The 26672-nt window shown below is 65.2% G+C and carries 26 protein-coding genes, 1 tRNA gene and 1 pseudogene; 9 read left to right on the forward strand and 19 right to left on the reverse strand.

Translation table 11 applies throughout. The features are described from left to right. Window positions 1–136 precede the first annotated feature (136 nt). A complete protein-coding gene (locus tag OC450_RS26260) occupies window positions 137–1099 on the forward strand; it encodes an AraC family transcriptional regulator (RefSeq protein WP_262048935.1) in 963 nt (320 codons plus the stop codon). Window positions 1100–1159: 60 nt separating this feature from the next. On the opposite strand, the gene OC450_RS26265 is transcribed toward OC450_RS26260, so the two are convergent. The 3 genes from OC450_RS26265 to OC450_RS26275 all read right to left on the reverse strand — a co-directional run bounded on the left by OC450_RS26265 (window position 1160) and on the right by OC450_RS26275 (window position 2660). Further along, window positions 1160–1236 (reverse strand) — tRNA-Arg (locus OC450_RS26265). Window positions 1237–1385: 149 nt separating this feature from the next. Next, window positions 1386–1919, reverse strand: coding sequence for a hypothetical protein (locus OC450_RS26270; protein WP_211386600.1), 534 nt, complete (start codon window positions 1917–1919; stop codon window positions 1386–1388). A 168-nt stretch (window positions 1920–2087) separates the two neighbouring features. Next, on the reverse strand, window positions 2088–2660 hold the full coding sequence (locus tag OC450_RS26275) for a hypothetical protein (protein ID WP_262048936.1): 573 nt from the start codon (window positions 2658–2660) through the stop codon (window positions 2088–2090). A 180-nt stretch (window positions 2661–2840) separates the two neighbouring features. Between OC450_RS26275 and OC450_RS26280 the strand changes: the two genes are divergently transcribed. Continuing rightward, window positions 2841–3224, forward strand: coding sequence for a VOC family protein (locus OC450_RS26280; protein ID WP_211386602.1), 384 nt, complete (start codon window positions 2841–2843; stop codon window positions 3222–3224). A 52-nt stretch (window positions 3225–3276) separates the two neighbouring features. Here OC450_RS26280 and OC450_RS26285 read toward each other — a convergent pair whose 3' ends face one another. Continuing rightward, entirely contained in the window at window positions 3277–3774 is a 498-nt protein-coding gene (locus OC450_RS26285; protein WP_211386603.1) for a hypothetical protein, read from the reverse strand. Window positions 3775–4032: 258 nt separating this feature from the next. Between OC450_RS26285 and OC450_RS26290 the strand changes: the two genes are divergently transcribed. Next, window positions 4033–4386 carry a GrlR family regulatory protein gene (locus OC450_RS26290; protein ID WP_211386604.1) on the forward strand — a complete coding sequence of 118 codons (354 nt, stop codon included), beginning with the start codon at window positions 4033–4035 and terminating at the stop codon, window positions 4384–4386. A gap of 11 nt (window positions 4387–4397) precedes the next feature. Here OC450_RS26290 and OC450_RS26295 read toward each other — a convergent pair whose 3' ends face one another. The 9 genes from OC450_RS26295 to OC450_RS26335 form a co-directional block, all read right to left on the reverse strand. After that, entirely contained in the window at window positions 4398–7085 is a 2688-nt protein-coding gene (locus OC450_RS26295) for a PAS domain S-box protein (protein ID WP_211386605.1), read from the reverse strand. A 117-nt stretch (window positions 7086–7202) separates the two neighbouring features. Continuing rightward, window positions 7203–8117 carry a DMT family transporter gene (locus OC450_RS26300; RefSeq protein ID WP_262048937.1) on the reverse strand — a complete coding sequence of 305 codons (915 nt, stop codon included), beginning with the start codon at window positions 8115–8117 and terminating at the stop codon, window positions 7203–7205. 78 nt (window positions 8118–8195) lie between these two features. Beyond that, window positions 8196–8990: an NUDIX hydrolase gene (locus OC450_RS26305; protein ID WP_211386607.1), complete on the reverse strand. Its 795-nt coding sequence runs from the start codon at window positions 8988–8990 to the stop codon at window positions 8196–8198. A 4-nt stretch (window positions 8991–8994) separates the two neighbouring features. Next, entirely contained in the window at window positions 8995–9948 is a 954-nt protein-coding gene (locus OC450_RS26310) for a dihydrodipicolinate synthase family protein (RefSeq protein ID WP_256808329.1), read from the reverse strand. 130 nt (window positions 9949–10078) lie between these two features. Next, window positions 10079–10957: an SDR family oxidoreductase gene (locus OC450_RS26315; RefSeq protein ID WP_211386609.1), complete on the reverse strand. Its 879-nt coding sequence runs from the start codon at window positions 10955–10957 to the stop codon at window positions 10079–10081. Window positions 10958–11042: 85 nt separating this feature from the next. After that, complete coding sequence (locus tag OC450_RS26320) at window positions 11043–11903, reverse strand: MaoC family dehydratase (RefSeq protein ID WP_256808330.1); 861 nt, start codon at window positions 11901–11903, stop codon at window positions 11043–11045. Window positions 11904–12102: 199 nt separating this feature from the next. Next, window positions 12103–12492, reverse strand: a complete 390-nt coding sequence (locus tag OC450_RS26325) for a Zn-ribbon domain-containing OB-fold protein (RefSeq protein WP_211386611.1) — start codon at window positions 12490–12492, stop codon at window positions 12103–12105. Then, window positions 12492–13649 (reverse strand): thiolase domain-containing protein, encoded by a 1158-nt coding sequence (locus OC450_RS26330; protein ID WP_262048938.1) that lies wholly within the window; start codon window positions 13647–13649, stop codon window positions 12492–12494. The genes OC450_RS26325 and OC450_RS26330 overlap by 1 nt, the downstream gene beginning before the upstream one ends. Window positions 13650–14113: 464 nt before the next feature. Next, window positions 14114–17605: an indolepyruvate ferredoxin oxidoreductase family protein gene (locus OC450_RS26335; RefSeq protein WP_262048939.1), complete on the reverse strand. Its 3492-nt coding sequence runs from the start codon at window positions 17603–17605 to the stop codon at window positions 14114–14116. 280 nt (window positions 17606–17885) lie between these two features. Between OC450_RS26335 and OC450_RS26340 the strand changes: the two genes are divergently transcribed. Further along, a complete protein-coding gene (locus tag OC450_RS26340; RefSeq protein ID WP_262048940.1) occupies window positions 17886–19097 on the forward strand; it encodes a c-type cytochrome in 1212 nt (403 codons plus the stop codon). Here OC450_RS26340 and OC450_RS26345 read toward each other — a convergent pair whose 3' ends face one another. Next, window positions 19098–19748: a trimeric intracellular cation channel family protein gene (locus tag OC450_RS26345; protein WP_211386616.1), complete on the reverse strand. Its 651-nt coding sequence runs from the start codon at window positions 19746–19748 to the stop codon at window positions 19098–19100. It lies immediately after the preceding gene. 165 nt (window positions 19749–19913) lie between these two features. Here OC450_RS26345 and OC450_RS26350 point away from each other — a divergent pair, with 165 nt between their 5' ends. Continuing rightward, window positions 19914–20306, forward strand: coding sequence for a hypothetical protein (locus tag OC450_RS26350; protein WP_211386617.1), 393 nt, complete (start codon window positions 19914–19916; stop codon window positions 20304–20306). 142 nt (window positions 20307–20448) lie between these two features. Here OC450_RS26350 and OC450_RS26355 read toward each other — a convergent pair whose 3' ends face one another. From OC450_RS26355 to OC450_RS26365, 3 genes are read right to left on the reverse strand one after another with little or no spacing between them, the layout of a single operon-like run. Beyond that, window positions 20449–21258 (reverse strand): oxaloacetate decarboxylase, encoded by an 810-nt coding sequence (locus tag OC450_RS26355; RefSeq protein WP_256808333.1) that lies wholly within the window; start codon window positions 21256–21258, stop codon window positions 20449–20451. A gap of 51 nt (window positions 21259–21309) precedes the next feature. Further along, the gene (locus OC450_RS26360; RefSeq protein WP_211386619.1) at window positions 21310–21660 is read right to left on the reverse strand and encodes an antibiotic biosynthesis monooxygenase family protein; all 351 of its coding nucleotides are present in this window, start codon (window positions 21658–21660) and stop codon (window positions 21310–21312) included. A 36-nt stretch (window positions 21661–21696) separates the two neighbouring features. Continuing rightward, the gene (locus OC450_RS26365; protein ID WP_211386620.1) at window positions 21697–22005 is read right to left on the reverse strand and encodes an NIPSNAP family protein; all 309 of its coding nucleotides are present in this window, start codon (window positions 22003–22005) and stop codon (window positions 21697–21699) included. 155 nt (window positions 22006–22160) lie between these two features. On the opposite strand from OC450_RS26365, the gene OC450_RS26370 reads away from it, so the two are divergent. From OC450_RS26370 to OC450_RS26380, 3 genes and pseudogenes are all read left to right on the forward strand, one after another. Then, window positions 22161–22859: a winged helix-turn-helix domain-containing protein gene (locus OC450_RS26370; protein WP_211386621.1), complete on the forward strand. Its 699-nt coding sequence runs from the start codon at window positions 22161–22163 to the stop codon at window positions 22857–22859. 22 nt (window positions 22860–22881) lie between these two features. Then, a pseudogene (locus OC450_RS26375) lies at window positions 22882–23272 on the forward strand (alpha/beta fold hydrolase); the annotation flags it as partial. 204 nt (window positions 23273–23476) lie between these two features. Further along, on the forward strand, window positions 23477–23719 hold the full coding sequence (locus OC450_RS26380; protein WP_211386622.1) for a GCG_CRPN prefix-to-repeats domain-containing protein: 243 nt from the start codon (window positions 23477–23479) through the stop codon (window positions 23717–23719). A gap of 146 nt (window positions 23720–23865) precedes the next feature. Here OC450_RS26380 and OC450_RS26385 read toward each other — a convergent pair whose 3' ends face one another. Continuing rightward, entirely contained in the window at window positions 23866–24144 is a 279-nt protein-coding gene (locus tag OC450_RS26385; protein WP_262048941.1) for a twin-arginine translocation signal domain-containing protein, read from the reverse strand. A 115-nt stretch (window positions 24145–24259) separates the two neighbouring features. After that, a complete protein-coding gene (locus OC450_RS26390; RefSeq protein WP_211386624.1) occupies window positions 24260–24574 on the reverse strand; it encodes a hypothetical protein in 315 nt (104 codons plus the stop codon). A gap of 107 nt (window positions 24575–24681) precedes the next feature. Between OC450_RS26390 and OC450_RS26395 the strand changes: the two genes are divergently transcribed. After that, window positions 24682–26640 (forward strand): alpha/beta hydrolase domain-containing protein, encoded by a 1959-nt coding sequence (locus OC450_RS26395; protein ID WP_262048942.1) that lies wholly within the window; start codon window positions 24682–24684, stop codon window positions 26638–26640. The last annotated feature ends 32 nt before the right edge of the window (window positions 26641–26672 follow it).

The raw sequence follows: 26672 nt of genomic DNA on the forward strand, positions 1-26672 counted from the left end.
CGATCCGAGGCCTTGATGGCATGATGTCCGCAATACTACGGCCCTGAATCCGGTTTACTGGGGGGCGATGTTTCGCCATTGATGGCGATGTACTGACGTTCATTTGATTGTCACATTGCAGAAGCCGGCTAGACGCATGTTGTTCAACGCCCTCGCCCCTTCCTCCGCGCTTCAACTGATCGGCTTTGCCGACGTCGATGCGTTTCGGCCGATCGAGTCGATGGAGGATGCGAGAAGCATTCCGCTCGACGTCCCGAACTTCGCGGCGGCCCGCGCCGTGGTCTCCCTGCCGGCATGCCGCATCATCATGATGCGCTCGTTCGCGCGCATCCTCGACACCGCCTATCGCATGCCCGGCGGGATGGTGATCCTGCCCATGACGGACGACCTTCGGGTCAATTCCAAGGGAATGGATCTCGACGCGCGCTTCTTCGTTGCGCTTCGCGGCAACGATGAAGGCCATTTCGTCGAGCCTCAGACCAATCATCATGCGATGATCGTCTTCTCGCCCCATCTGAGGGACCGGGGCTGGTTCGATCAGGCCGACGACCTGAGGGCCTGCGTCGCGAACAGGCCCGCCCTGCTCCATACACGGCAACTCCTGCTCGACATACTGCGAACCGCATCGGTGCAGCCGCTTTTGTTCGAAGCCACCGAGGTCGCCGCCCATCTGCAGGAAGGCCTGCTGCTCGCGCTCGACGATCTGTTCCGAATCGATCCGCTCTCGGACCGGAGCGCCTCGGTCCAAGGCGAACGGTCGGCCAAGCTCGTGCAGCGGATCGACGATTACGTCGCAACTCATCCGACTGCTTCGATCTACACAGCCGATCTCGCCGACGAGTTTGGCGTCTCGATCCGGACGCTCGGCGGCGCAGTCAGCAAGGTGCGCGGCATGAGCCTGCACCAATACATTCGCCTGAAAAAATTGTGGGCGACCCGGGCTCGCCTCCTCAAAGGCGGCACCACCGTCGCCACATGCGCGCGCGCTCAGGGTTTCCATCATCTCGGCGAGTTTGCCGCAGCCTACCGCGCGACATTCCGCGAAACGCCCTCGGACACGCTGGCACGGGGCCGGCAAGCCAGTCCAGAGGCAGGCTGACTGCGCGGACCGTTGCGGCGGTTAAGCGATACCAGCATCGCTTCGGAACATATCCGGAACTGGCGCGCTCGGAAGGATTCGAACCTCCGACCCTCGGAATCGAAATCCGATGCTCTATCCAGCTGAGCTACGAGCGCCCTGGCCCAGGCAGTGGGCCACAACCGAGATGCACCGGACCGCAGCTGGCGGACCAGCCGGCCGGATGACGTTCGGACGGGTTCGAATTAGCAGAGAGGCCGGCCAATAAAAAGCCCTTCCCGCCTCGATCGAGGCACCAAAGGCTCTCTCACCAGGTGGTGTCGAAAAGGCCAAAATGCGGCTGCTGTGCCACCAGCATCATCGGCCGTCCCGGCTGCGGCGCCGGATGGGTCCTGGCGACCTTGCGCTTGGACTGAACGGGTGCCTGAGGCAGCTGGGTCTGCGCCTGAACCTGCGGCTGAACCTGCGCCTTGGCTTCGGTCTTCTTGACCGCGGCGGTATCGGCTTTCCCAGCGGGTGTGAATTGGGCGAACGTTTCGCGGACCCGCGCCTTCGCCGACATCTCGGCCAAGGCCGGCGACACGCCGCTGTCCTGCGCCGTGGGCACGGGAGCTGCGACAGCGGCGACCTTCAATGCAGGCGCGGTTATCGTCGGCTGGCTGGTGTCGAGCACGACGCGGTCCGGCAGGTGCCGATCGGACCTGATCCGGATCAGCGGCTGTTCGTTGCTTGCGGTTGCGACAGCCTGCGTCACAGGCGAAGCCGGCAGAACATAGTTCGCCGCGAACAGCACTGCGAGCAAAGCTCCACCGACAAAGACGAAATACCGAAAGATGGGCATTGACCGCACTCCGCCCCCCGCATCCCCGCGTGGGCACTTCGCCTCAACAGGCGATTACTCAATTGGTTCCCGGCCCAGCCATTCGGTTCAAATGGCAACGCCAAAGTTTTTGGCCAGGACTTTGGGAGGTTTGGGAAGAGTAACTTTTCCGCTACCGGAGTGCCGCCTTCACGCCCGGCGTGCCGCAACCAGCGAACACTTCGCCTGATCGGCATTCACGTTGACGAAGCCGACCGGAATGCGCGCAAAAGTCTTGCGGCTCTTCATGCTGACCGGGTCCGCAAGCACGCGGCTGCGGTCGGTGAGATGACTGCCGTCGCGCCGCGCAAAAGCGCAGACGATCTCGAGATCCTTTACGGCATAGTCATTGTCGTTTCGCAGCGTGAACGTCACCAGCGCTTTCGAACCAAGCCCGCCGCGGCGCCAGGTCTGCGATGAAATCCTGAGGCGACCGAGTTCTGCCTTTGCCGGAGCCTGAGCTTCGGACACCGGCGACACCGCAGCTGCCGCATTGCCCGAAGGGGTCGGCTCGACAGCCGCCACGCCAGACGCCGCCGGCTCGGCACCATTGCCCCTGGACAGCGGCAGCAGCATCCAGACGCCGCAGCCGACGATGATGGCCGCCAGCAGCCACAGCAGGCTTCGGCCGAACGAGACGCTCGCGATCGTCACGGTCCGTGCCAGCCGCTCGCCGCTTTCGGCAAAACGTCCCAACCGGATCCGGTCAAACCTGACGTTCATGGGTATGTCACCGATGATGGCCGTAGCGCCTTCAACGACGGACTGGACCACTGCTTACCTCAATCCGGAAGACGAACTAAGGTTCCCGCGCAGTTGCGAATCGGCATGGGCGGTGGCGGTCTCCGGCCGGGGCCGCTAACATGCGCTGCAACATCGAAAGACCCGTCGGGAGAACATGAAATGCCAGTCGTCACTTGGGATCACGTCCATCTGCGCAGCCCCGATCCGGAGGCCACGGCGGCCTGGCTGCGGGACATCCTCGGTGGCGAGATCGTACACGCACCGGGACGGATCGATGTAAGTCTTGGCGGCGCGAAAATCTTCATCGCGCCGCTCGAGGGCGACAACGCGGTGAGCCCGCCGCCGCCGCACCCGCATCAGGGGCTCGACCATTTCGGTCTGACGGTGAAGGACATCGACGCCGTCGCGGCCGAGATCAAGGCAAAGGGCGTGACCTTCACGCGCGAACCGACCACGATCCGCCCCGGCGTGCGCATCTGCTTCATCCGCGGTCCCGAGGGCATCTCCATCGAGCTGCTCGAGCGCGACAAGAAGTATACCTGACACGGCGCGCCGCATCGGCTTCAGCCAGACCAGGCGAAGCCGCCTGGCCTGCCTAAGTCATGCTCCCGGGCATGAAGCATCGGATCGCGACGCCCATGTAGCCGTAGATCGGCCAGACCATGGTGCGCCCCACCCGGTTCGGCTCGGAGATCACGGCCTCCTCGGGGACGTCGACCCAGACGAGTTCCTGCAGCTGGCCTTCGCGCACGAAGCCGTAGCGCGGGACGCGGACCCGGTAATGCCCGTCCTTGCTGTCCCAGTCGGCGTCCGACAGCGCCGAGCCGTCGGCATCGGAACAGCAAGGCCCCTTGCCGCTTCGCAGGCCGTCGAACCAGGCCTTCAGGTCGGCATTGGTGTTGACGAACTGGCCGCGGTCGCGCGCGTGCCCGAATGGGGCAGCGAGTGCGATCAGAGCCAGAGCACAAGCGAGGCTCGCCACGCTTCGCCAGCGTGCCGTGTCGCCGTTCCGTCGCTGCTGTGTTTCGCAAATCGTGGGACGCACACTGTACTGACGCGGCTCATCGCCGCCGGAATCGATCCAGTTGCTCACGTTTGTCTTGCTCCAGCACCCCGCGGCCAGTGCAACAATGGTTATGCATTTCGCGGGCCAACTTGATTCGCAACGGCTGGCCTCGCGTCATGATCAGACCGTCATGAGGTCGTCACACGCAAGTCGGGACAACTACGGCTCGCAGCGGCCGGCTGCCGCGGCGGCCGGCAAACTGCCGCGTTGCGCGAGGGGACGCGCTTTGGCATAAAAGCCCTACCGGTTACGCCATTGGGCGATGGCGGCCGGCCTCGGGACGTTATGAAGAACGGCCTCTATTCGATTCACGTGAGCCTGCTCGATGGTCGGGCCGGCAAGGGCAGCGGCGTGATTCTTTTTCGCGACGGCAAGATCCTTGGCGGCGATGCCTACCTTTATTATACGGGCAGCTACGTGGTGAAGGACGACCACACCTTCAAAGGTGAGGTGCTGGTGCAACGGCACACCTCGCCGCGGGGCGATGACAATCCTCTGTTCGGTGGCCCGGCCCCGGTCGGCATCGGCGTCAGCGGCACCTACACGGACACCCGCGCAGAGATGACGGGCACAGCGCTCGTCGGCAAGGCGAGCCTGATTTTCAGCGCCACCCTGCACAAGCTCGCAGAAGCCGACTAACCAGGCGCGAACTATTCCGCGGCCTGCTCGAGCGGCGCCACGCGCGGCAGGATGATCTGGATGCGCGTACCGCTGCCCGGTTCGGAATCGAGGTCGAGCCGTCCGCCGAGCCGGTTGGTGACGATGCTGTAGACGATGTGCAGCCCGAGACCGGTGCCGCCCTGGTCGCGCCGCGTCGTGAAGAACGGATCGAAGGCGCGGCGGCGAACGTCGAGCGACATGCCGCAACCATTGTCGGAGAAGATGATCTCGACATTGTCCTTGCCCGACTCGCGCACCTGGATGTCGATGCTCCCCGGTCGGCCGTCCGGGAAGGCGTGCGCCACCGAATTGAGAAACAGATTGGTCAGCACCTGGCCGTACGGCCCGGGATAGCTGTTCATGGTCAGATCCGGCTGGCACTCGACATTGAGCGTCAGATTGTGCTTGCGCAGGCCCGGCCGCAAGCTCATCACCACCTGCTCGGTGAGGTCGCCGAGATCGAAGCTGCGCTGGTCGGAATAGTTGCGGTCGGCGGCGACCTGCTTGAACGACTGGATCAACTCGGCGGCGCGATTGAGGTTGGAGACGAGCTGCGAGGACGCGTCGCGGCTGGTGTTGAGGAAGTCGTTGAGCGCGGAGCGCCGGAGCTCGCCGCGCTCGACCTCGGCGGTGAACATCGCGGCCTTGCGCTCCAGCGCGGAGGCGACCGTGAGGCTGATGCCGACGGGATTGTTGACCTCATGCGCGACGCCGGCCACGAGCCGCCCGAGCGCGGCGAGCTTCTCCGCCTCGATCAGCGAAGCCTGGGTCTCGCGCAGATTGCGTAGCGCGGTCTCGGCGGATTCCTTGGCTTTGCGCATCTCCTGTTCGCCGCGCTTGCGCTCGCCGATGTCGAGCGCCACGGTGACGATCCGCTCGATCTCACCCTCGGCATCGAGCAGCGGCAGCTTGTTGACCAGCCATTGCCGCATGTTGCCGGAGGAATCCTTGTACTCCTCCTCGTAGAAGCCGAGTCCCCTGCGCAGATCCAGCACGCGCTTGTCGTTCTCGTCGGTCTTGGCCGCGCCGTAGCGCGACATCAGGTCGGCGGTGGTGCGGCCGAGCGCGTCACCGGGCTCAATGCCGAAGATGCCGGCCATGTAGCGGTTCATCAGCACGTAGCGCAGATCGCGGTCCTTGACGTTGATTACCGCCGGCACGGTGTCGATGACCTGCTGGAGCAGGCGCCGGCCTTCGGCGATGGCGTCTTCCGCCCGCTTCTGGTCGGTGATGTCGCGCAGCGTGCCCTCGTAGCGGACGATGGTGCCCGCCTCGTCCCGGACGCCGGTGGCGCTGTCGGACAGCCACAGGATGTTGCCGCTGCGCTGGCGCACCTGGTACTCGAATTCGCGCACCATGCCGTCGCGCGCCATCAGCCGCTGATACTCGACGCGTGCCTCGGGGTGGACGTAGATGGTGTGGGCGATATCGTTGATGCTTTCGATCAGGTCCTGCGGGCTGTCGTAGCCCATCATCCGCGCCAGCGCAGGATTGGCGTTGAGGAGGTCGCCGGCCGGCGTCGTCACATAGATGCCGTCGACCGAACCCTCGAACAGTTTCCGGTAGCTCTCTTCGGCGAGGCGCTGTTCGGTCAGCGCGCGCACCGCCGCCTCGCGCGCGGTGTCCGCTTCCTCCAGCGCGCGGCGGAACACTTCGGCTGCGCGCGCGATATCGCCGATCTCGTTGTCGAGATCGGCCGACGGGATCGACGTGTCTTTCTCGCCAGCCGCGAGCGCGCGAATCGATCTTGCGATCTTGGCAAGCGGCCGGACGGTCCGCCGCACCACAAAGGCTGCGGCGACCATGCCGATCAGCACGCCGATGGTGCCGAGCACGATGCTCTGCCACCGCGCCTCCGTCAGGGTGCGGGCAAAGTCGCGCGACAGCACATGGCCGCGCCGGGCCGAGACCTCGCGCAGCAATTCGGTGACGCGGCCGATCAACCGGCCTTCGGTTCCCAGCACCTCGCGGTCGATGTCGGCGATCTGACGTTCACGCACGGCGACCGCGATAATCGCCTCGGCGTAATCGTTGACGGCCGATCTCAGCCTGGTATCCGCGATGCCCATTGCCCGCATGCTCTGCGCCGCCTGCTCGGCCGCAGACGGGTTGCGCGCGAGCAGTCCGAGGGCGATCCGGCTCTGCGCCTCGGACAGGCGGGATGCCAGCTCGCGGTCCGCGGTGCCGGAGACGGCCACGTCGAACTGGTCACGAAGCGGCGGCAGACCAGCGAGCAGCTGGGCGCGGCGGTCGATCAGGGTCGAGATCCGCTCCAGGCCGCTGCGATAGGTCGCAAGCCGCTCGGTGACCCCGTCGATCATGTCCTGCTGCTCGGGCGCGAGCTCGATGCGGGTCTTCTTGAGGATGTCGCTGAGCGTCGAGGCCGCCTCGCCCACCTGCTTGAACTGGACGCCCGCACCGGGATCGGTGACGAAGTCGCGCGCGGCAAGGCGCAGCTCGTTCATGCGGCGGTCGATGTCCTCGGCGAGATCGCCGACGCTCTGGAGCCGCTGCAGCTCGGCGAAGGTGGTGTCGATGTGCCGGATCGCGATCACGCTCGCGGCCGAGGTGACGATGATCACGGCCAGCACCAGAAGGAAGCTGCCGAAGGTGAGCTGGCCGATGGAGAGCGAGAATGTTCGCTTTTTCTCAGGGGTCGGCGTCAATTCGGCGGACATTGGTGATTTGAGGACCGGGCTGCTGGGCCGCCCAATATACGACGTATTGCGCCCCCGGGGGAACATGCCTCTGGCCGCCGAATATCCTTAATATCGGGAGCCTGCCGCCCCTCCGGATTATGACGCTTCGACGCTGGCCGGCCGCCGGGCCGGAATGGTCATGGCGGCGACGCCGAGAACGACGCAGGCAAGCCCCAGCCAGGCGGTCCGGCTCAGGGTCTCGCCGAGGAAGGCGACGCTGATGGCAACCCCGATCGGCACGCGCAGGTAGGCCTGCGCGGTGGTGCCGACCGAGCCCAGGGTCTGGATCAGGCGGAAGTAGATCGCGAAGGCCGCGGCCGTCGAGAAGGTCGCCAGCGCGAGCAGCGCCAGTACGGAACTCAGCGAGGGCGACAGCGTCCAGGGCTGCTCGACGATCAGCGAGGCCGGGATCAGCGCCGCCGCGCCCGCCTGCAGCGAGCCCGCCGCGGGCGCCATGGGATCGAGGGCCTTGAAGCTGCGGCCGAAGATTGCGGCACAGGCGTAGCAGATCGTGGCAGCGACGATTGCCGCCTCGGCGAGCAGGCCGCTGCCGAGGTCATGAAAGGCATCGACGCCGACGATCAGCAGGATGCCGGCCATGCCGGCGACCACGCCGAACAGCTTTCGCGGCGTCGTCGTCTCGTGGCGGGTGACCACCGCCGTGAGCAGGAAGGTGAAGATCGGGCCGGCCGAATTGAGGATGGTGGCGAGCGCGGCATCGACATGACGTTCGCCCCAGGCGATCAGCGTCCAGGGGATGACGCTGTTGAGCACGGCCTGGAACGCGAAGCGCTGCCAGGTCGCACGGTCCGTCGGCATCCTGATGCCCCGCGCCCACATGACGACGAGCAGCAGGAGGCCCGCAATGGTGGTGCGCGCCGCAATCAGCGTGATCGGCGGAATGGTGGCGACGCCGAGCTTGATGAAGGTATAGGAGCCGCCCCAGAGCGTTGCGAGCACGACCAGCAGCGCGAGCTCGACGGCGATGTTGGTGTCCTGCCGATTGTCCATGTCGCGCTCCGTCCCGTTGTCACGAACGGAACCTAGCGCGCCTGCGGTCGTCAATACTTCGCTTTGTGTCGAAGTGTCCTAGCCGACCGCCCCGACCTCGAACACCTCGCCGTCATAGCCGGCTTCGCGGGGGATGCGGAGCTGGCGGCCGGTTTCGGTCTTGGTCATGACCGGCATCACCGTGACGATTGACATGCCGCGCGCATGCTCCAGCGCGGCGCCCACGCTGCCCTGCTTGGCGAGCCGGATCAAATTGCGCGTGGTCGGGAACGGCAGCTTGAAGCGGCCGCTTTCCCCGCCCTCCAGCGCCTCGCGCGGCGACACCCAGATCGAGTCCGTCGACTCCCTGCCATCATGGGCGCCGAGCTGATCGGGCGGCGCCGCGGCAAGAAAGAACCAGGTGTCGAAACGCTTCGGCATGCCCTCCGGCGTGATCCAGTGCGCGTAGGGCACGAGCGTGTCGAGCGCGAGCCGGAGGCCGTTGTCGGCGAGGATATCGAGGAAGCTGATCTTGTGCTCGTTGAGCGCGACGCGATGCGCATCGGCGATCTCGCCGGCGCGCCTGGCATCGATCGGCGCTCCCGAGTCCTTCGACCGCGCCAGCAGGATGCCGCTCTCCTCGAAGGTCTCGCGGATCGCGGCGATCCGGAAGCCCCGGTCGGATTCGCTGAGCCCCTCGCCGCCCGAATAGAGGTCGGACCGGGCGACAATCTCCTGGTCGCCGGCGTCGACGCTGCCGCCGGGAAACACCAGGGCGCCCGAGTTGAACTCGATCTGATGATGGCGAACCATCATGAAGACCTCGACCTCCTTCCCGCCGTCACGCAGCAGAAGGATCGTCGACGCCGGGCGTGATGCTGATGTCTCGGCCATCCACCTAACCTGCGGCGCTGGATTGCGGGCCAAGATTGGCCCGCTTGTCGAACCGGGCGACGCGGGACAGCAGATACTCGACCTCCGCCTTCGCCGCCGCCGTGATGGTCGCGCCCGGCTTGCGCTGCGCGCTCGAGGCGATGATGCCGCGCTTCTGGAGCACGTATTTGCGCACGGCGAGGCCCGCGCCCGGCTGCTGCTCGTAGCGGATCAGCGGCAGATGCGCGTCGAACAGGTCATGCGCGGCGTCGCGCTTGCCGGCCTTGGAGAGGTTCACGACATCGATCAGCAACTCGGGGAAAGCATAACCGGTCATGGCACCGTCGGCGCCGCGCTCCATCTCGAAATCGAGGAACGTGCCGCCGTTGCCGCAGAGGATCGAGAGCGGACGGAGCGAGCCGTCCTTCTGGAAGCCGCGCAGGGTCGTGATCTTCTCGAGGCCCGGCCAATCCTCGTGCTTGAGCATCACGCAATTCGGATTGTCCATGACGATCTTGCGGATCACGGCAGGGGTGAACACCACCTGCAAGGTCAGCGGATAATCCTGGAGCACCCAGGGCACGTCGGGCCCGATGGCCTCGGCCGCCTGCTTGAAATAGCCGACGATCTGGTCGTCGGTGCGCAAGCTCGGCGGCGGCGCGATCATCACGCCGGCCGCGCCCGCATCCATCGAGGCCTTCGCCAGCGAGCGCATGGTGGCAAAGCCCGGCGCGGAGACGCCGACGATCACCTGCATCTTCTTGGCGCGCTTGACGAAACGCACCGCGACCTGCTCGGCCTCTGCGGCGTCCAGCTTAGGCGCCTCGCCAAGGATGCCCAGCACCGTGACGCCATCACAGCCGACCTCCTCGTAGAAATCGGTCAGGCGGTCGATCGAGCGCTCGTCGATCCGGCCGTCATCGTGGAACGGCGTCGGCGCGATTGCGAAGGTGCCCTTGGCGTCGGCGGTCAGTTTCATCTAGTTCCTCATCTCTCTCTATTCGTCATTCCGGGATGGCCCGAAGGGACAGGCCCGGAATCCATAACCACACGCCGGGGTTATGGATTCCGGGCTCGCGACTTCGTCGCGCCCCGGAATGACAGTGTGGCTAAAACCGCCGCGCTCCCATCTTGATCTGCTCCTCGGAGAAGAAGATCTCCCCGGCATGATCGGCGATGTCCTGGGCCTTCCAGCCCGTGTGCGGCGGTTTCCAGCCTTCCATTTCCATCATCCGCATTTCGCGCACGCCGCGGGGCCCGGATACGCCCAGCACCTTGCCGGTCTGGTCGCCCGACAAGTCGCTGACCATGTATAGCACGGCCGGCGCGATGCCGTCCGGCCCAAGCGCCGCACCGGGGTTCTCCTTATAGCGGGGCAGGTCTGCGGTCATGCGGGTCAGCGCGCCCGGGGCCAGCGTCCAGATCCGGATGTTGTACTTGCGGCCCTCGATCGCCAGCACGTTGGACAGGCCCCAGATGCCGCCCTTGGCCGCGCCGTAATTGGTCTGGCCGAAATTGCCGATCAGGCCTGAGGTCGAGGAGGTGTTGACGATGACGCCGCCGCCGTTTTCCCGCATCCAGCGAAACACCGGCATGGTGCAACAAAAGGTGCCCTTCAGATGCACCTTGATGACCTTGTCCCAGTCGGACTCGGTCGCCTTGGCAAAGGTCTGGTCGCGCAGGATGCCGGCATTGTTGACGAGGATGTCGGCGCGGCCGAAATGCTTGATGGCGTCGTCGAACACCGACTGGCCGCCCTCCATGGTGGAGATGTCGGCGCCGTTGGCGACGGCCTTGCCGCCCTCGGCCGTGATGGCGTCCACCACGAGCTGCGCCATCGACTTGTCGGCGCCGGAGCCGTCACGAGGCCCGCCGAGGTCATTGACGACGACCGAGGCCCCTTCCCGCGCGAACAACTTTGCGTAGGCCTCACCGAGCCCCCCGCCCGCGCCGGTGATCAGCGCAACCTTGCCGTCGAGTAGTCCCATGGTGGCTTCTCCCTGGTTATTTTTGTTCTCTCGTGTCCGGGACGCGATGCAGCGTGAAACGCTGCGTCCGGGGCACGAGACCTTCCTAACCCAGCACCGTCTTGCCGTTCTTGATCACGGTGACGCCGCGCGACTTCACCTTGGCTTCGAACGAGATCGTGTTGCCGTCCTTCCAGAGATCCATGGTCACGGTCTCGCCGGGATAGACCGGCGAGGAGAACCGCGCGACGTGCTGCCGGAAGGCGGAGGCGTCGTAGTCGGCATAGGTCTGGAGCACGCCGCGGCAGGTGATGCCGTAGGTGCACATGCCGTGCAGGATCGGACGCGGGAAGCCGGCCTTCTTCGCAAACTCCGGATCGCTGTGGAGCGGGTTGCGGTCGCCGCAGAGCCGGTACACCAGCGCCTGGTCGGGACGCGTGACGATATCGACGGTCTTGTCGGGCGAGCGCGATGGGATCTTGTGCGGATCGGGCTGGGTCAGGTTCGGCCCGCCAAAACCGCCGTCGCCGCGGGCGAAGCGCGAGGCGACCAGCGTTGCCAGCTTCTCGCCCTTCTCGTTCTTCAGCACCGTCTGATGAGCGATGACCACACCCTTGTCCTTGCCCTTGTCGTACACCTCGACGACAGAGGAGTCGGCGGTGATGTGTGCGGCGACCGGGAGCGGCTGATGGAAAGTGATGTCGCGCTCACCGTCGACCACCATCACGCGGTTGAGGTTCATTTCGCCGGGCCCCGAGCCCCAGGCCGCGACGGAGGCGAAGGTCGGAACCACCTTGAGCGGCCGCGGCGTCAGCGTACCCTCGTTGACGAAGGCGAGCTCGTTCTCGTCCATGGGATCGGCGCCGAGGCCGATGCCGTAAGCGTAGAGCATCACTTCACGGTCGCCATAGGCGTATTTCTGGCCGAGGTTTTTGAGGGCTTTGAGCTCTTCGTATCTGGCGGACATTTTTCTGATTTCCTCCCGAATGTCTTCGACACCGCCAGTTAGAGTGCCCTCTCCCCTTGTGGGAGAGGGCAGCGAGGACAGTGCGACAAATTCAATTGGGTGAGGGGTTGTCTCCACACAAATAGTCTTTCCGCGGAGAGATACCCCTCATCCGGCGCTTCGCGCCACCTTCCCCCACAAGGGGGAAGGAAGAAAGCAATCAGGCCGGCGTGAAGAACGGCAATGGAGCGCCATCCGTCGGCTTGAACACCACCTTCACCTTCTGGCCGATCTTGAGCTTCTCGAGATCGCAGTCGACGATGTTGGTCTGCACCGACGGCCCTTCCTTCAGCGTGACGTAGCCGATCGCGTAAGGGCCGGTCGGCGACTTCCGCATCAGGCTCCAGGTGTAGATCGTGCCCTCGCCCGAGGCTTCCTCCCACACCGTCTTGTCGGAGTAGCAGAACGGGCAGATCGAGCGCGGGAAGTAATGGGCTTCGCCGCAGGCGGTGCAGCGCTTGATCATGAACTTGCCCTGTTTCGCGGCGTCCCAGAACGCGGCGGTTTCGGGGTTCGTCACGGGAGCCGGATATTTCTTTGCATCTACCATCACACGCGCTCCAGAATGGCAGTCGAGGCAGCGTGGCGAACACCCAAGAGGCCGCCGGTGCCGTGGGCGATGGCGAGATCGCAGTTCTTGACCTGCACCTTCGGATGCGCCTCGCCGCGCAGCTGCCGCACGGCCTCGAGGATCTTGGTCATGCCGCCGCGGTTGACGGGATGGTTGCTGCAGAGGCCGCCGCCATCGGTGTTGAACGGCAGCTTGCCGACACCCGAGATCAGATTGCCGTCGGCGACGAACTTGCCGCCCTCGCCCTTCCTACAGAAGCCGAGGTCTTCGAGCTGCATCAGTACGGTGATGGTGAAGCTGTCGTAGATCGAGGCGTATTTGATGTCCTTCGGCGTGATGCCGGCTTCCTCGAACGCGCGCGGACCGGACCAGATGCCGGCGGAATATGTGAGATCGAGATCCTTGCCGCCGCGCGGGCCCTTCATCGCCTCGCCATGGCCGATCAGCTTGACCAACGGCTTCTTCAGGCTCTTGGCGATCTCTGGCGTGGTCACGATCAGCGCGCCGCCGCCGTCGGAGACGACGCAGCAATCCATGCGATGCAGGGGATCGGAGATCATCGGCGAGTTCAGGACGTCCTCGACGGTGACGACGTCCTTGAGCATCGCATGCGGATTGTATTGCGCGTGATGCGAGGCCGCGACCTTGATCCAGGCGAGCTGCTCGCTGGTGGTGCCGTAGTCGTGCATATGACGCATGGCACACATGCCGTAGGCATTGTGCGTGGTCGCGCCATAAGCGGACTCGAAATCGGCTTCCGCGCCGGCCGCGCGCGGCGGCATCGCGCCGGTGCGCGGCTTGCCGGCCAGCGTGATCAGCGCGATCGAGCACTTGCCCGCTGCGATCGCTTCGGCGGCATGGCCGAGATGGATGATGTAGGAACAGCCGCCGGTCTCGGTGGAATCGACATGGCGGAGCTTTTTGGTGTTCAGGCCGAGATAGTCGACCATCGGCCAGGCGCCGCCGGGAGCGTCGCCCGCGCAGAAATAGCCGTCGACATCGTCCTTGGAGAGCCCGGCGTCCTCGATCGCGCCTTTGGCGACCTCGGCGTGAAGCTGGGCGGTGGATTTGTCCGGCGCATGCCGGGTCGGGTGTTCGTAGATCCCGGCAATGTAGGCCTTGCCCTTGATGGTCAAAACTTCAGGTCTCCGCTGGCGTTTCTTCTTGCTCCGTTTTTCTGAACCCCCACTGCAGCATTGGCAAGCGCGGAAATATTCCGTCGGGCGAGAGGGGGAGCGGTTTGGCGCAAGTGGCGACGGTCATGGAGCGCCCGCCTGCCTCCGCAGTCATTGCGAGCGGAGCGAAGCAATCCAGGAATCTTTCCGCGGATGCATTTCTGGATTGCTTCGCTCCGCTCGCAATGACGGGACCGACGGGCAAAATCCTAAAGGTGTTTTGCCCGACGGCACAAGCGATTTTCGATTTTTCGAAGACAACGCTTCGATCTCGCGAAACAACCCCATGCACAGTAAAGCAGTGGTTGATTTCAAAGAGGAATTTTTAGGCTGGGCAAAGCGTAGCTTGCCCGCCTCTTGGGGCTCAATCGCGGTGAGATGGTGGGCACGGCGCTTTGCGCCTGCGCCCACCCTACGAGACCTTCCTACTCCGCCGCGATCTGCCTTGGTGCGGGCGGCGGGTTCGCGAGATCGGCGGCGAGCTGGGCGTAGCGGGCCTTGGCGTCCGCGACCGCCTTCTCTTTCACCGGGCCGTAGCCACGGATGCGGTCCGGCAGCGACAGCAGCTCGACCGCGGTGTCGATTGTGAGCGGCGACAACAGGCCGAGCACGGTTGAGACGTCCTTCTCGTAGCCGGTAATCAGATCGCGTTCGAGCTTGCGGTCGGCACTTCGGCCGAAGATGTCGAACGGCGTGCCGCGCAGGAACTTGAATTTTGCCAGCACGCGGAAGACGCTCAGCATCCACGGACCGAAAGCGCGCTTCTTCGGACGGCCGAGCGCGTCGACGCCGCTGCTGAGGATCGGCGGCGCGAGGTTGAAGTTGAACTTGAAGTCGCCCTCGAACTGGTCGCGGAGCTGTTTTTCGAAGGCGCCGTCGGTGAAGAGCCGCGCGACCTCGTATTCGTCCTTGTAGGCGAGTAGCTTGGCATAGTTGATTGCGACCGCACGCGTCAGCGCCTCGTCATAGCCGCCCTTCACCACGGCGTCGCTGACCTGATCGACCAGCCTGCGGTAGCGTTTGGCGAGCCGGCCGTTCTGATACGCGGTGAGATGCCTGGCGCGATGGGCGATGAGCTCGTCCAGCGTCATCGCGTCCAGGGTCTTGGGCGCCACGACCTCGTCCGTTCCCTTCAGCATGTCGGCAAGACGCTTGGGATCGACCACCGCAAGACGGCCGAGCCTGAACGCTTCCTTGTTCATCTTGATCGAGACGCCGTTGACCTCGATCGCCTGCTCGATCGCTTCAGCCGACAGCGGGAACAGCCCCTTCTGATAGGCGTAGCCCATCATCATCATGTTAGTGGCGATGCTGTCGCCGAGCAGCTGCTCGGCCGGCTTGGTGAAATCGAAGAACACGGAGTCCTTGTGCAGCGCGGTCTCCAGCAATCCGTTCAGCTTGCGGGTCTGGAAGTTGAAGTCGCGGTTGAGGACGAAGTCGGCGGTGGGAATGACGTGGCTGTTGATGATGCCGCGGGTGCGGCTGGTGTCGCAGAGCGAGATCGTGTCCTTCGCGACGGCGACCACCTCGTCGGCGGCCAGCACGAGATCGGCCGTGCCGGTAACGATGCGCGAGCAGGTCACTTCCGCCGGATGATCCGACAGGCGGACATGGCTCAGCACCGCGCCGCCCTTCTGCGCGAGACCCGACATGTCGAGGATCATCGAGGCCTTGCCCTCGATGTGGGCGGCCATGCCGAGCAGCGCGCCGATCGTGAGCACGCCGGTGCCGCCGACGCCGCCGACGGCGATGTTGTAGGGCTTGTCCAGCGTCGGGCGCGAGGCCGGCTCCGGCAGCGCGCCGATGTCACCGAGATCGGCCGGCGCGCGGTGGCGCGGCTTGCCGCCGTCGACGGTGACGAAGGACGGGCAAAAACCCTTCACGCAGGAATAGTCCTTGTTGCAGGACGACTGGTTGATGGCGCGCTTGCGGCCGAACTCGGTCTCCAGCGGCTCGACCGAGATGCAGTTCGACTGCACCGAGCAGTCGCCGCAGCCCTCGCAGACGGCCGGATTGATCATGACGCGGCGCGCCGGATCTTCCATCAGGCCGCGCTTGCGGCGGCGGCGCTTCTCGGCGGCGCAGGTCTGCACGAACACGATGGCCGAGGTACCCTTGTGCTCGCGGCACATCTTCATGACGCTGTCGAGCTCGTCGCGGTGATACAGCTTCACGCCGGGCGCGATGGTGTCGGCCGGATAGGAATCGGGCGCTTCGGAGACCAGATAGATCTCGCGAATGCCCTCGGCATGGAGCTGGAAGGTGATCTGCTGCGGCGAGAGATCGCCGTCATGGCGCTGGCCACCGGTCATGGCCACCGCGTCGTTGTAGAGGATCTTGTAGGTGATGTTGGTCTTGGAGGCGACCGCCTGACGGATTGCGAGCAGGCCGGAGTGGAAATAGGTGCCGTCGCCGAGATTCGCGAAGATGTGGTTCTCGTTGGTGAAGGGCGCGATGCCGACCCACGGCACGCCCTCGCCGCCCATATGCGTAAACGTTTCGGTCGAGCGGTCCATCCACAGCGCCATGAAATGGCAGCCGATGCCGGCGAGCGCGCGGCTGCCTTCGGGGACTTTTGTCGAGGTGTTGTGGGGGCAACCGGAGCAGAAGTAGGGAGTGCGGGAGACGGGTGCGACCGCCTGCATCTGGGTCGCCTGGCGGCCGTTGAACCAGTCGGCCTTGACGCGGAGCATCTCCGCAATCTCGGGGTTCAGATTAAGTCGAAGCAGACGTTCGGTGAGCGAGGTGGCGAGCGAGGCGACGCTGAGCTCGGCGGAGAAAGTCAGGAAGCGCTTGTCGTGCTCGTCCATCTTGCCGACGATGCGCGGGCGAACGTCGTCGCGCCAGTTGAACAGCTCCTGCTTGACCTGGTTCTCGACGATCTCGCGCCGTTCCTCGATGATGAAGATCTCCTCCAGCCCGACCGCGAACTGGCGTACGCCTTCCGGCTCCAAGGGCCAGGGCATGCCGATCTTGTAGAGGCGCAGCCCGATTTTCGCGGCGACCTCCTCGGTGATCCCGAGCTCGCGCAATGCCTGGCGAACGTCCTCATAGCTCTTGCCGGACGCCATGATGCCGAAGCGCGCATTCGGCGAATCCATGGTGATGCGGTTGACCTTGTTGGCGCGCGCAAAAGCGATCGCGGCAAAGCCCTTGTAATCCTGCAGGCGGCGGTCCTGCTCGAAGCGGTCGTCGGGCCAGCGCAGATTGAGGCCGCCGGGCGGCAGCTCGAAATCCGGGGGGATGATGAAAGGCTTCATCTCGTCGGTGAGGTCGATCTCGGCGGTGGTCTCCACCGTCTCGGTGATCACCTTCATGCCGACCCAGCAGCCCGAGTAGCGCGACATCGCGATGCCGAGCAGGCCCATCTCGATCATCTCGTGGATGCTGGACGGGTAGAGATAGGGCATCAGCGCCGACATGAAGGCATGGTCGGACTGATGCGGGACGGTCGAGGATTTCGCGCCGTGGTCGTCGCCGGCCAGACACAAGACGCCGCCGTTCTTGGCGGAGCCGGCTGCATTGCCGTGGCGGAACACATCGCCGCAGCGGTCGACGCCGGGGCCCTTGCCGTACCAGATGCCGACGACGCCGTCGTACTTGGCGCCGGGCGAGAGGTTGAGCTGCTGCGAGCCCCAGACCGCGGTCGCCGCCAGGTCCTCGTTCACGCCAGGCTGGAACTTGATGTTGTACTGCTCGAGATGTTTTCGCGCGGCGAAGAGCTGCTGGTCGTAGCCGCCGAGCGGCGAGCCGCGGTAGCCGGAGATGAAGCCCGCGGTGTTGAGGCCGTTGGCGCGGTCGCGCCGGATCTGGGCCATCGGCAACCGAACCAGGGCCTGGATGCCCGTGGTGAAGACGTGACCGGTGTCCTGGGTGTATTTCTGGTCGAGACTGATCGGACCCTGGTTGATGCCCATTTTGTCCTCTTCCGCCCTTTTGGGCGTTTGGCCACTTAAGCCGTTGCCTGCCCGTTGTTTTTAGCTAGGGCGCGCCGACCGTCTCCGCCACTCTATGTCGGATATTTCACGCTCCGCATCACAAATCTGGACCAAAGGAGGCGCCGGGTAAAAATCGCAATTTCGTGGCTGCAAAGGCATCGGGCATTTTCAATTTGTGTCACCATACCCCCGCCGTCGCGAAATGAATCGACGCCCTATCCAGCGGGACGACGTCGATTGGTCGCAGGAGAGGCGTTCGATGCGGACGATTCTGGTTGGTCTTGCGTTGTGCAGTGCGGTTGCGAATGCGGCCATCGCCGCCGAGCCGTCGCCGGAGCTGGTCGCCTACGGCAAGGCGCTGGTCGAGGCCGGCGGGTGCGCGGGCTGCCACACCGCCGATCCGGCGAAACCGTTCGCCGGTGGAAAGCGCATCGACACGCCCTTCGGCGCGATCTATGCGCCGAACCTGACGCCGGACCGCACCACCGGCATCGGCGGCTGGAGTGACGCCGATTTCACGCGCGCGGTGCGCACCGGCGTCGCGCCTGACGGCTCGAACTATTACCCGGCCTTCCCCTACCCCTATTTCACGCGGATGACGAAGGACGACACGCTGGCGATCCGGGCCTATCTCGGAACGCTGGCGCCCGTCGTGAACCGCAACAAGCCGCCGGAACTGCGCTGGCCGTTCGGTTATCGCGGCCTGATGCGGATCTGGAACTCCCTGTTCTTCAAGCCCGGCCTGTTCGAGCCGGACCAGAGCCAGAGCGCGGCGTGGAATCGTGGCGGTTATCTCGTCACCGGGCTCGGCCATTGCGGCGCCTGCCACACCCCGAAGAACTATTTTGGCGCGGACAAGCAGACACAGGCGCTGGCAGGCGGCGAGGTCGGCGGCTGGTTCGCGCCGCGGCTCGACGGCGCTGCCCGCACCGGGCTGAAGTCGTGGAGCGCCGAGGACATCACCGAATATCTTCAGAGCGGGCGCAACGCCAAGAGTCATGCCGGCGGGCTGATGGCGGAGGTCGTCGTCAACTCGACCTCGAAGATGAGCGATGCCGATGTCCGCGCGATCGCGGTCTATCTGAAGAGCCTGCCGCCGGCGCGGCGCGAGACCATCGTGACGCCGCCTGACGATGCCGAAATGAAGGCCGGACAGGCCGTCTACGCCAAGCTCTGCATCGCCTGCCATGAGGCGGACGGCTCCGGAGCGCCGCGCATCTATCCGCCGCTACCCGGCAACGCCCTGCTGCAATCTGTCAATCCGTCCTCGACCTTGCGCATCATCCTCGACGGCGCCCACACCGTGACCACGCCGCGCGCGCCCAACGCCGGCGAGATGCCCGGTTATAGCAAGCAATTGTCCGACGAGCAGATCGCGGCGGTGACGAACTACATCCGCAATTCCTGGGGCAATGCGGCGCCACTGGTGACGCCGGCGCAGGTGGCGAAGGCGCGAACGCAGGAGCCGTAGTCAGGGCTTTCGTTCCTCGTCTTCCGTGAAGACGAATTTGGGCATCTCCCATTTGTAGCGAACCGCCAGCAGGCGGAAGCTGATGCCGAGGACGAAGGTCAAAATGGTCCAGAGCTCGGCGTTGAGCTTGAGACCGAAGGCGGTCGCATAGAACAGGCCGGTGACGACCGAGACGCTGGCGTAGAGCTCGGAGCGGAACAGCAGCGGCACGTCGTTGCAAAGCACGTCGCGCAATACGCCGCCGGCACATCCGGTCACCATGCCCGAGACGATGACGATTGGCAGCGTGGCATCCATCTGCCAGGCGATGTCGCAGCCGGTCATGGTGAAGACGACGAGGCCGATGGCATCGAGCACGATGAAGGCCACCTTCAGCCGGTGCACCAGGCGCGCGGTCAGGATGGTGAGGAAGGCGGCGCCGCCGGCCAGCGCGAGGTAGATGGGGTTTTGCACCCAGGCGAGCGGATAATGCCCGAGGAAGAGGTCGCGCAGGGTGCCGCCGCCGAGCGCCGTGATGCAGCCGAGGAAGCAGACGCCGAGCCAGTCCATGCTACGGCGGCCGGCCGCGAGCGCGGCGGTCATGCCTTGCGCTGCGACCGCGACCAGCGACAGCAGGTGCAGCACCGTATCGCCCGGCGGCAAGCTCCACATCGTCTTGTTCCCTTCCCACCGGCGGAACTTACGCTTCGGGTTCCCTCGCGAACAGGTTCCCGATTCCCGGGGCGGGCGCAACATGCGACGAAAGCATTAGGGAGGGCGGAACAGAATCTAGCATCTGAGGGTTGTCCAGCCGCAATAATCGAGGAGACCCAATCGATGGCTGACGACCGTTTTCCCAACGATCCGTATCGCCCGAATCTCGCCGATGATGAGTATGTCCGTGCGGCGCGACGGGATGCCGAGCTTCAGGTCGATCCCGAGCTTGGCGAAGGCCCCGCCTCCAGTGGCAAGGTAGCGCTGTTCGCCGTTGCCATTGCGCTGGTGCTTGGTGCCGTGTTCTACGGCCTGAACAACACGACCACCGGCAACCAGGCGAGCAACACGCCGACGACGCAGACCGCGCAGCAGGCGCCGCCTGCCAATCCGGCCGCACCTCCCGGCATGCGCGACGTGACGCCGCGCAGCAACACCGCGCCGGGTGTGACCACGGGCGCCGCGCCGAGCAAGCCGGCCCCGGATACGCAGAAGCCGTCTGACGGCGCGAAGTAACGATTTGCAACATTATGCGACAGCGGCGGGACCTCACATCCCGCCGCTTTCGTTTGGCTAAAGCGCGATGAGATTGGATTGTGAATGAATCGTCATCGCGCTTCAGGTTCTTGTTTGAGCATGATCCTTTCGGAAAACCGCCCTAGCCGAACATCTTGTTGAGCTCGCCGCCGGGATAGCCGCCGCCGAGCTCCGTAAAGGTCCCCTTCTCCGCCATCTCCTTCGCCGCGCGCATGAAACCGCCCCAGGCCGCACGCGCGAGCGAGCCGCCGACACTGATCCGGCGCACGCCGAGATCCTCCGCCTCCTGCCGCGACAGGCCGGAGCCGCCGATCAGCAGGTTGAACGGCTTTGGATGCACCGCTTTCACCACCGCCGCGATATCCTCGCGGCTCTTCAGGCCCGGCGCATACAGGCAATCGGCGCCGGCATCCGCGTAAGCGGTGAGCCGGTCGATGACGAGCTTAAGGTCGGTCACGCCCCAGAGGAACGCCTCGCAGCGCCCGACCAGCAGGGTGCCGCTGTCGCCGATCGCCTTGCGTGAGGCTTTGATGCGCTCGACCGCGAGCGCGCGCTCGTAGATCGGCTTGTCCTTGTCGCCGGTGGAATCCTCGATCGACAGTCCGGCCACGCCGGTCCGTACGCACCGCTCGACATTGTCCGCGACCTTGTCCGGCTCGACCGCGAAGCCGCCCTCGAAATCGGCGTTCACGGGGATGTCGACCGCCGAGCTCAATGCTGCCAGATGCTGACAGACGTCCTCGACGGACACGCGGTTGTCGGCCTTGCCGATGGTCCAGGCAAAGCCTGCGCTCGACGAGGCCAGCGCCTTGAAACCGAGATGCTGCAACGCTTTCGCGCTGCCGACGTCGACCGGATTGGGCAGGATGAAGCAGCCGCTCTCGTGCATCTTCCTGAAGGTCGCGCGCTTGTCAGCAGTCGTCACATGCATGTTTCTCTCCCTTGTTGGCCGCGCAGAGATGGGGTCGACCCGCCGCATGCGCTAGTGCGTATCGTGCACCGCGCGGCTGTCCTTCGGCGCCTGTTCGCGATCGTTCATGCCGTAGTCACGGATGACGCTGGCGATACGCAGATGATAATCGGCGAAGATCTTTGCGCGGCCCTTCGCTTGCGTGCGGCGATGCTCCATCGTGTTGCGCCAGGCCTGCACCGCGGCCTCATCCCGCCAGAACGACAGCGACAGGATCTTGCCCTTTTCGGTCAGGCTTTCGAAACGCTCGACCGAGATGAAGCCGTCGATGGTCTGCAGCAGCGGCTTCAGGTCGGCCGCAAGATCGAAATAATCCTGGCGGTGTTCCGGCTTGGGCCAGACCTCGAAGATCACAGCGATCATGGGCGTCTCCTCATCGTTGGTGCCCTACAATACCACTTACAGCACCACTTGGCGCAGGAAGGTGCGCTCTTCGGCGAGGATGAATTTGTGTTCCTCGGCGAAGTGGAAGTTCGCCATGCCTTCGGAATCCTGGCGCAGGCGGGCCCGATAGGCCTCGTAGGCCGCGAGGCTCTCGAAGCCGATCAGCGCGAAGGCGATGTTGTTGGTGCCCTCATGCGGCATGAAATAGCCGATCAGGTCGCCGCCGCATTTCGGGATGATGCTGAGCCAGCGCTTCGAATACTCCTCGAACTGCGCCCGCTTGAAGGGATCGAGCTGGTAGCGGATGAAGACGGTGACGGACATGACGGGCTCCTGTGAGTTCGCCGTCATTGCGAAGGGCGCAAGCGACACCGTCGCCGCGGAAGCAGTCTGGATTGCTTCGTTTCGCTCGCAATGACGAGTTTGTAGCGACAACCTACGCGCTTGCCCGACCGCGATGCTTCGGCTACCATCGAAGCATGAAATCAGGTCCCGACATCGCCATGGTCGCCTCGCTGGTCGGCGATCCCGCCCGCGCCAACATGCTCACGGCGCTGATGAACGGCCGCGCGCTGACCGCGAGCGAGCTGGCGCAGGAAGCCGGCATCACGCCGCAGACCGCGAGCTCGCATCTTTCGAAGCTCGAGGCCGGCGGACTGGTCGAGCCGGAGAAGCAGGGCCGGCACCGCTACTATCGCCTCACCGACGACGACGTCGCCGGCGTGCTCGAAGGGCTTGCGGGCCTCGCCGCGCGCACCGGCCACATGCGCGTGCGCACCGGGCCGAAGGATCCGGCGCTGCGGCGCGCGCGGATCTGCTACGACCACCTTGCCGGCGATCTCGGCGTGCAGATGCTCGACAGCCTGCGCGAGCGGAATCTGGTCAGGCAGAAGAAGCAGGACATCGAGCTGACCGCCGAGGGCGAGCGCTTCCTTGCCAGGCATCTGCAGATCTCGCCCGCGATGCTCTCCCATCCACGCCGTCCGGTCTGCAAGGCCTGCCTCGACTGGAGCGAGCGGCGCCACCACCTCGCCGGCACGCTGGGCGCCGCCATGATGCAGCGTTTTGCCGAGCTGAAATGGGCCGCGCGCGACGCCACGCCCGGCAGCCGCGTGGTGAATTTTACGCGCACCGGCGAGAAGCAGTTTGCGGCGCTGTTCGGCAACGAGCAGACTTGATCACGCAAGTCGTGTGAGATTGACCAATTACGCGATCAAGCTGCCGCCGGATGCGATCACGCCGTTCATCGACGCCCGCTTCAACAAGGGCAGTCCGGACTACCCGCGCTGGCTGCGCGCCTTCGTCAGCTCCGGCCAGATGATCTACCGCGAGCCGGTGGCACACGAAATCCCGCTCATCACCGAGCCCACGCTGTTCATCATGGGCGCCGACGACCACAACGCGCCGGGCCGGCCGAATGCGCCCGAGGCACTGCGCCCGAAAATGGGGCAGAACGCCGAACTGGCCAAGGCGCTCGCCGCGAAGATGCCGAATGCGCGGGCCGAAGTGATCCCGGACACCGGCCACCTCGTCTTCCCTGGAGTCGCCGGAGAAGTACAAGGAGCTGGTGCTGGGCTTTCTTGGCCGGTAACGCCATTGCTGTCGCGTGAGGCAGGATGAGGGGAACGTTCATGCCGCATTCAGGTCATGATTGGCAGGTTTGGATCGCGACGTGTCGGCACGTTTCTCCCCAGATTTAACGTGTCGAATCGTGTCTTTTGATTCATTGTGCGCCGCAAGCGCCAGTCCTCTAAGACTCTGCCCCCAAAACCTGCCCCAAGGACGAGGAAGAAAAATGAAATATCTGTTCGCCGCCGTGATGCTCGCCAGCGCGGTCGTTGGTTTCAGCGAGGCGGCCAGTGCCGCCGAGGGTTGCGGCCCGGGCTTCTATCGCGGTCGCTATGGCCACTGCCGCCCGATGGCCGGACGCGGACCGGTCGTGGTCGTGGCGCCCCGCCCCGCACCCGTCGTCGTGGTGCGTCCGCGCGTCTGTCCGTATGGCTTCCACTGGTACGCCGGCCGCTGCCGCCCGTTCTGATCTCGTTTTTCGCATGTGAAATGGCCGCGCGGCATCAGCCTGCGCGGCCATTTTTTTGAGAGCCTGACGTCGTGTGGGCCGAACGACTTCGAATCAAAACGGGGACCGCAATCGCGGTCCCCGTTCGAGTCTGGCTTGCGCGAAGCTTACCAATGGCGGCGGTGCCAGCGCCGGCGATGCCAGCCCCAGTGGCGACGGCGCCAGCCCCAATGGCGGTGGTGGCCGTGCCAGTGCACCTGCTCGGGCTTGAGCTGCGCGGCCTCTTCGCTGCTGGTGAGGGCGGGATGAGCGTCCGGATTGCCTTGCGGCATGCGGGGATCGCCGAGCGGCTGCGGCGCCAGCGGCGCAGCCTGTGCGGCGGTCGTGAACGCGGCGGCTCCGGCCGCGACACCGATTGCAAGTTTCAAAAAGTTCCGGCGCTCCATGACATGTCCCTCTGGGCTATCGAGCAAGTGATGCAGAGGAAGTGTCGCGGTCGGGACATGAACCAAAGCTGAATCGCGCATTCAGGTTCATTGCCACGGCGGCAGGGACGCGCACCTACTTCACGAGCTCCTGCGCCAGCACCAGCGTCTCGCGCGAGCGCTTCACGTCGGGCCAGTCGCGGTTGAAATCGGAGACAAGCTGGCTCAACGCATCGCCCTTCAGCATCGCCGCGAGCCCCGCCTCGTCGTCGAACTGGTACATGGCCTGATGCAGCGAGGGATCGTCGAGGCTCCAGAACCGCCAGGCCTTGGTCACACCGAACGCCTTCACCGCGTCGGGCAGATGTTCCGTCTCGTACCATCTGTCGAAGGCGGCACGCTCGCTGGCATCGGCGACGATCGCGCGGACGACGAAGAAGGCGGCGGGCATTCTGGTTTCCTCCTGTTGTTTGGCGCCAGTCTAGCCGGTTATAGTGCCGGCAACAAAAAGCCCGCGCGACGGATTTTGCCGCAGCGCCGATAAGGGAAGGAACGGCCATGCGCAGGATCGTCACCGGCCTCATTGCAATGACCTGGCTGTGGCCCACAGCCTCGCTCGCCGAAATCATCCGTTTCGACATCATGGAGCGCGTGCCGGCTTTCGCCGGACGCAGCTTCGGCACGATCGGCACCTATGAGCGCATCACGGCGCGCGCGACCTTCGCGCTCCACCCGGCCGACGACCGCAACGCCGTCATCACCGATCTCGCGCTCGCGCCGCGCAACAGCGAAGGCAAGGTCGAAGCCACCGCTGATGTCGTGATCCTCCGGCCGAGCGATCCCACGCACGGCAACGGCACGCTGCTGCTGGACGTGCCCAACCGCGGCCGCAAGCTCGCGCCGCAACTGTTCGACGACTCATCGCAACCCGGCGCGAACACTGCGGACAAGGCCGAGGATGCCGGCATCGGCTTCCTGCACCGCCAGGGTTTTACGATGGTCTGGGTCGGCTGGCAGGGCAACATCCCTTCCAAGCCGGGACAGCTCGCACTGACCGCGCCGGTGCTCGGAAGCGTCACCGGACCGGCGCGCGAAGAGGTGATCTTCGACAACACAGCGAACCCCGCGCGCGCGACACTGACCTGGCCGGCGGCTGATGCCGCCGACCTCAAGGTCACCGTGCGCGCCGCCTGGGCCGATGCGCGGCAGACGCCTCCCGGTCTCTCGGCAAAACTCGTCGACCCCGTGACGGTAGAGATCAGCCGCCCCGACGGTTTTGACGCCGGCGCGCTTTATGAGATCACCTACACCGCGCGCGATCCTGTCATTCTCGGCATGGGCTATGCCGCCGTGCGCGACGTCGTCAGTTTCCTCCGCCACGACGAGACGCAAGCGAACCCGCTGCTGAACGGCCTGCATCCGTCGGTCAGCCGCGCCATCGGCTTCGGCGTCTCGCAATCCGGCCGCTTCCTGCGCGACTTCCTCTATCTCGGCTTCAACGAGGACCTTGCCGGCCGCACGGTGTTCGACGGATTGATGCCGCATGTCGCCGGCACGCGGCGGATGGCGACCAATGTCCGCTTCGGCCAACCCGGCCGCAACCCGCGCCATCCGCAGGATCCGGCGTGGCAGGCCGATCTTTTCCCCTTCACCTATGCGAGCCTCAGCGATCCCTACTCCGGCAAGACCGACGGCCTGCTCCGCCGTTGTTCGCTCTCGACCACCTGCCCCAAGGTGATGCAGACCGACAGCGAGCACGAATGGTGGGCCTCGCACGCCTCACTGCTGTTGACTGATTTGGCCGGCAACCACCTCGACCTGCCCGACAACGTTCGCGCCTACATGATCGCGGGCACGCCGCATTTCGCGGAAGCTGCCGACATGATGCGCAAGGGCGTGCCCGCGATGTCGCTGCCGCAGAATCCGATGCATGCTGGCATGCCGATGCGCGCGCTGCTGACCGACCTCAACACCTGGATCAGCGACGGCATCAAACCGCCCGCCAGCCGCGTTCCCATGCGCGCCCACGGTACGCTCGTGTCGGCGCAAGGCGCGGTGCCGACCGACATCCCCGGCCTGCCCTACGCCGGCATCCACACGCTCGCCGCCTTCTCCGACCAGAGCGTGCTGCCGCCGAAGGAGATCGGCCGCTATCCCGTGTTCGTGCCGAAGGCGGACGATGACGGCATGGCCATCGCTGGGGTCCGACAGCTCGCGCTCGCCGTCCCGCGCGCGACCTACACGGCCTGGAATCCGCGCGCGCAGGGTTTTGGGCCGACCGCGCTCTATCCGTTGCAAGGCGCGGTGGTGCCGTTCGCGCCGACCGAGGCCGCGCGGAAGGAAGTGCATGATCCCCGGCCGTCGATCGCGGAGCGCTATGCGGATGACGGCGCGTATGTGGCCGCGGTGCGCCGCGAGGCGGCACGGCAGGTCGCGGAGCGGTTGCTGCTGCCGGAGGATGCGGAGCGCGCGGTCGAGGCGGCCAAGCAAGGCAGGCTGGCGAAGCTCGGGCAGTGAGGGCGCAATCGCGCATTCTCACCGTGTCGAAA

The organism is Bradyrhizobium sp. Bra78 (genome assembly GCF_024519855.1).
In the GTDB taxonomy this organism is placed as follows: Bacteria; Pseudomonadota; Alphaproteobacteria; order Rhizobiales; family Xanthobacteraceae; genus Bradyrhizobium; species Bradyrhizobium japonicum_G.

Bases quoted from the DNA above. Each gene is read 5' to 3' on its own strand.
- OC450_RS26320 (WP_256808330.1), bottom strand. From the start codon at position 11,903: ATGTCCGCCAGATACGAAGAGCTCAAAGCCCTCAAAAACCTCGGCCAG.
- OC450_RS26370 (WP_211386621.1), top strand. From the start codon at position 22,161: ATGAAATCAGGTCCCGACATCGCCATGGTCGCCTCGCTGGTCGGCGAT.
- OC450_RS26365 (WP_211386620.1), bottom strand. From the start codon at position 22,005: ATGTCCGTCACCGTCTTCATCCGCTACCAGCTCGATCCCTTCAAGCGG.
- OC450_RS26270 (WP_211386600.1), bottom strand. From the start codon at position 1,919: ATGCCCATCTTTCGGTATTTCGTCTTTGTCGGTGGAGCTTTGCTCGCA.
- OC450_RS26390 (WP_211386624.1), bottom strand. From the start codon at position 24,574: ATGCCCGCCGCCTTCTTCGTCGTCCGCGCGATCGTCGCCGATGCCAGC.
- OC450_RS26340 (WP_262048940.1), top strand. From the start codon at position 17,886: ATGCGGACGATTCTGGTTGGTCTTGCGTTGTGCAGTGCGGTTGCGAAT.
- OC450_RS26305 (WP_211386607.1), bottom strand. From the start codon at position 8,990: ATGGCCGAGACATCAGCATCACGCCCGGCGTCGACGATCCTTCTGCTG.
- OC450_RS26310 (WP_256808329.1), bottom strand. From the start codon at position 9,948: ATGAAACTGACCGCCGACGCCAAGGGCACCTTCGCAATCGCGCCGACG.
- OC450_RS26260 (WP_262048935.1), top strand. From the start codon at position 137: ATGTTGTTCAACGCCCTCGCCCCTTCCTCCGCGCTTCAACTGATCGGC.
- OC450_RS26290 (WP_211386604.1), top strand. From the start codon at position 4,033: ATGAAGAACGGCCTCTATTCGATTCACGTGAGCCTGCTCGATGGTCGG.
- OC450_RS26380 (WP_211386622.1), top strand. From the start codon at position 23,477: ATGAAATATCTGTTCGCCGCCGTGATGCTCGCCAGCGCGGTCGTTGGT.
- OC450_RS26360 (WP_211386619.1), bottom strand. From the start codon at position 21,660: ATGATCGCTGTGATCTTCGAGGTCTGGCCCAAGCCGGAACACCGCCAG.
- OC450_RS26350 (WP_211386617.1), top strand. From the start codon at position 19,914: ATGGCTGACGACCGTTTTCCCAACGATCCGTATCGCCCGAATCTCGCC.
- OC450_RS26345 (WP_211386616.1), bottom strand. From the start codon at position 19,748: ATGTGGAGCTTGCCGCCGGGCGATACGGTGCTGCACCTGCTGTCGCTG.
- OC450_RS26280 (WP_211386602.1), top strand. From the start codon at position 2,841: ATGCCAGTCGTCACTTGGGATCACGTCCATCTGCGCAGCCCCGATCCG.
- OC450_RS26355 (WP_256808333.1), bottom strand. From the start codon at position 21,258: ATGCATGTGACGACTGCTGACAAGCGCGCGACCTTCAGGAAGATGCAC.
- OC450_RS26315 (WP_211386609.1), bottom strand. From the start codon at position 10,957: ATGGGACTACTCGACGGCAAGGTTGCGCTGATCACCGGCGCGGGCGGG.
- OC450_RS26325 (WP_211386611.1), bottom strand. From the start codon at position 12,492: ATGGTAGATGCAAAGAAATATCCGGCTCCCGTGACGAACCCCGAAACC.
- OC450_RS26395 (WP_262048942.1), top strand. From the start codon at position 24,682: ATGCGCAGGATCGTCACCGGCCTCATTGCAATGACCTGGCTGTGGCCC.
- OC450_RS26275 (WP_262048936.1), bottom strand. From the start codon at position 2,660: ATGAACGTCAGGTTTGACCGGATCCGGTTGGGACGTTTTGCCGAAAGC.
- OC450_RS26385 (WP_262048941.1), bottom strand. From the start codon at position 24,144: ATGGAGCGCCGGAACTTTTTGAAACTTGCAATCGGTGTCGCGGCCGGA.
- OC450_RS26295 (WP_211386605.1), bottom strand. From the start codon at position 7,085: ATGTCCGCCGAATTGACGCCGACCCCTGAGAAAAAGCGAACATTCTCG.
- OC450_RS26335 (WP_262048939.1), bottom strand. From the start codon at position 17,605: ATGGGCATCAACCAGGGTCCGATCAGTCTCGACCAGAAATACACCCAG.
- OC450_RS26300 (WP_262048937.1), bottom strand. From the start codon at position 8,117: ATGGACAATCGGCAGGACACCAACATCGCCGTCGAGCTCGCGCTGCTG.